Genomic DNA, 2794 nt, shown 5'->3' with positions numbered 1-2794 from the left:
AGACCGGTCGAGGCGTCGATCGTGCCCCCGACATAGCCCTTCTCCCCGGGCCAGACACCGGTCTTCTCGCCGCGGTCGACGCCGAAGGGGTCGAAGCGGCGCTGGCTGATCGCACCGGTCGCGGCGTCGATCGCCACCTCGCCCGTGCCGTGGTGGTCGGAGGCGAGGAAGGACACCTTGCCCGCCCTGCGTACGGCGACCGTCTGGCCGGCGTACTCGTAGTAGCGGGTGGCTTCCTTCTCTCCCGGCCACCGGAGACCGACGTCCGGAAGGAAGAGGTTTACGGGGATGTGGCGTGCCACTCGACAGTCCGACGGTCAAGGCCACGGGGCCCGGCTTGAGGGGGCAAACCGGGTCGGCATCGCCGATCCGGCCGCCCATCCACCACAGTCGGGCCCGGGTCCCTCCACCTCACAGGTTCCCCCCAGACAGGAAGAAGTTCATCCTCCAGCCCCACTGGGTGCCCGCAGCGCCGCTCGGACATCCGGACTAGCACAGAACACCGCGCTCCGCCGAGCACCGGCTCGGCACCGCGCAAAGACCCGCGTACGAGCGTCGTCTCCGTGTTCCGCAAGTTCTCGGGCATCCAGAAACCAGGCAGTGTCCTCCGCCGCCGCGAGTCCCTCCGCGGCCGCCCCTCCGATTACGCCTTCCAGAACAGTAAAGATATCCGCCACCCGCTCGGTCGCATACGCCAGGAGATCGACAGATCCTGAGCGTGTTCCCCCAAGGGCCGATTCCCAGGCCTGCACCCATAGGCGGCCGACATCGCGAAGTTCCAGATCTCGAGAGGCGTGTTCGGACGGTTTAACCGCCAGTCGCGCGGTCAATTCCGCGAGGACTCGGGGCATTGTCTCCTCGTCCGTCTCGATCGCACCCGGCTCGGGCACCGGGGAGTCGAGCAGCGCACCCAGAACCGGTGCGGCCCGGTACAGGCACGCCCATGCCCACACGTGTCGCGACGAAGCATCCAGTCGCTCGACCATGCACCGCCGCTGCCGCATGAATTCCGGATACCGAAACCTCGGCTCCTGACCGATCATCCAAAGGCGGGCGACTTCTTCGTCGATGCGACGCCAGGCGAGCGAAGCCACCCCCAGTCGCACTGGTTCGGGGAGCACCCTGGGGTACATGCAGGTCATGGTGATCAATTGTGTCCCCAGAACCTCAAGCTCGAATTCCATCTCATTAGAGAGCTCATCGAGCCCGAGGTTCGGAATCGCCACCATTCCAGAATCAGAAATGACGTCAAGCGTTCGGAGCGTCCATTCAGCACGCTCCATTTCTCCGTGCAGGGGAAGGCCGGGCGGCCAGGAAACGATCGGGATTCGAATATTGGAGTAATCGGTACCACTCAAACCCGTCATCGCGTCCTGGCTTCCCGCTCTTCCATCTACAACTTGACGGTCTGCACCAAGCGCAGATGCTCCATGGCGCCGGGTCCGAAGATGACTTCTTCGGGCATCCCCTCACCTGTCACTCTGGTGGTGATATGACCCTCCTGAACAAGCCGATCATACTCGCATTTGCACATTCGGAAAATGGATACTGCGGCACCACTTCGAGAACCGCCGTTCCTTGTCACACCCCACTGAGCGGCGACACTGATATTGGATCCGCCTCCACGGGTGAGCTCGTAGGTGAAAAGGTTTCCGGGCTGCGCCACCTGGCCGCCGCTCGATGCCTGCTTCGCGGCGTCGGAACTGAGCCCGCCGGCTTCGATGCTGTCGGCGTGGTCGGCGGTCGTACCGTGCGCGAAGTCCAGACTCTCGTCGCAGTTGTGGACGAGCAGCGAAGTCGCCCCCGCCAGGACGTAGTACGCGTGGATCCCGGTGACCGTGAGGTCGTGCGTACGCTGGCGCTTCTCAAAGTAGCGGACCGCGGTCAGCTCGACGGTGTCGCCCGACGGGGTGCGCAGGTTCATACCGGGCCGGAGGCCACCGGCCTTGATCCACTCGCCCTTCGACTCCACCCAGAAGGGGTGGGTTGTCGTGGCGATCAGGGCTTCCGCCTTGCCGGATTTGCCCTTGATCGTCAGGTCGGCGAAGGACTTGTCGTCCTCCGTGACGATGGTGCCCGCGATCTCGCGCACCGTCGCCTTGCCAGTACTCGTATCGGTGGTGACGACCTTGTTGCCCAGTGTCACCTTCTCGATCGGCTTGGTCTTGCCGTTGGCCAGCAGAACCTTCGTACCGGGCAGGAAGCTGTGGCACTCGGTCTTCTTTTTCTTGAGTGCAGCCGCCGCCTTCTTCTTGGCGGCCTTGAGTTTGTCCCCGGCCTTGGCCAGTGCGGCCTGGGCCTTGCCAACCGCCTTGCTGGCCTTCCACAGGTCCTTGGCTCCGCCGATCAGATCGCCGACCAAGCCGGTGACCCGCTTGGCGAGCTTGATGCCCTTGGCCCAGTTCCATGGGGCGCCGTACTTGGCGAGGATCTTGCCCGCGAGGCCGCCCGCGAAGCTGCCGGCGATGTTGAGCAGGGTCTCGCCGCAGGCGCCGACGTCACCGGTGGAGATGCAGTCCAGGGCCGCGTCGACACCGAGGATGTCGCGCGCGATCTTGACCAGCGCCTTGCCCGCGGACTTGATGCGCTGCTTGGCCGCGGACTGCTGTCCTTGGGCCTGCGTGACGTTCCGAGACGCCTGGTCGTAGTTCGACTGTGCCTTCTCCTCCGCGGTCTTCGGGAAGTACGGCTGGCCCCCTCGGCACTCGATCAGCCCTTCCCGGCACTCCGGGATGATCATGCCGCTGGGGTCGGCGTGCGTGACCGGTGAGTTGTTGGCGTAGGAGTAGCCGTT

At 64.8% G+C, this 2794-nt stretch carries 3 protein-coding genes; all 3 read right to left on the bottom strand.

Annotated elements, in window-relative coordinates:
• A partial coding sequence (locus tag AC5P09_RS51580) for a hypothetical protein (RefSeq protein ID WP_493880573.1) occupies positions 1-302 on the bottom strand: 302 nt, incomplete at its 3' end.
• Positions 303-440: 138 nt separating this feature from the next.
• Positions 441-1367: a hypothetical protein gene (locus AC5P09_RS51575; protein WP_493880572.1), complete on the bottom strand. Its 927-nt coding sequence runs from the start codon at positions 1365-1367 to the stop codon at positions 441-443.
• Positions 1368-1393: 26 nt separating this feature from the next.
• Positions 1394-2794: polymorphic toxin-type HINT domain-containing protein (locus AC5P09_RS51570; RefSeq protein ID WP_493880571.1), on the bottom strand; the 1401-nt coding region annotated here is incomplete at its 5' end.

The sequence above is a fragment of the Streptomyces sp. a15 genome (assembly GCF_059026085.1).
This window is presented reverse-complemented; position numbering and strand designations above follow the sequence as displayed.

Bases quoted from the DNA above. Each gene is read 5' to 3' on its own strand.
- AC5P09_RS51575 (WP_493880572.1), bottom strand. From the start codon at position 1,367: ATGACGGGTTTGAGTGGTACCGATTACTCCAATATTCGAATCCCGATC.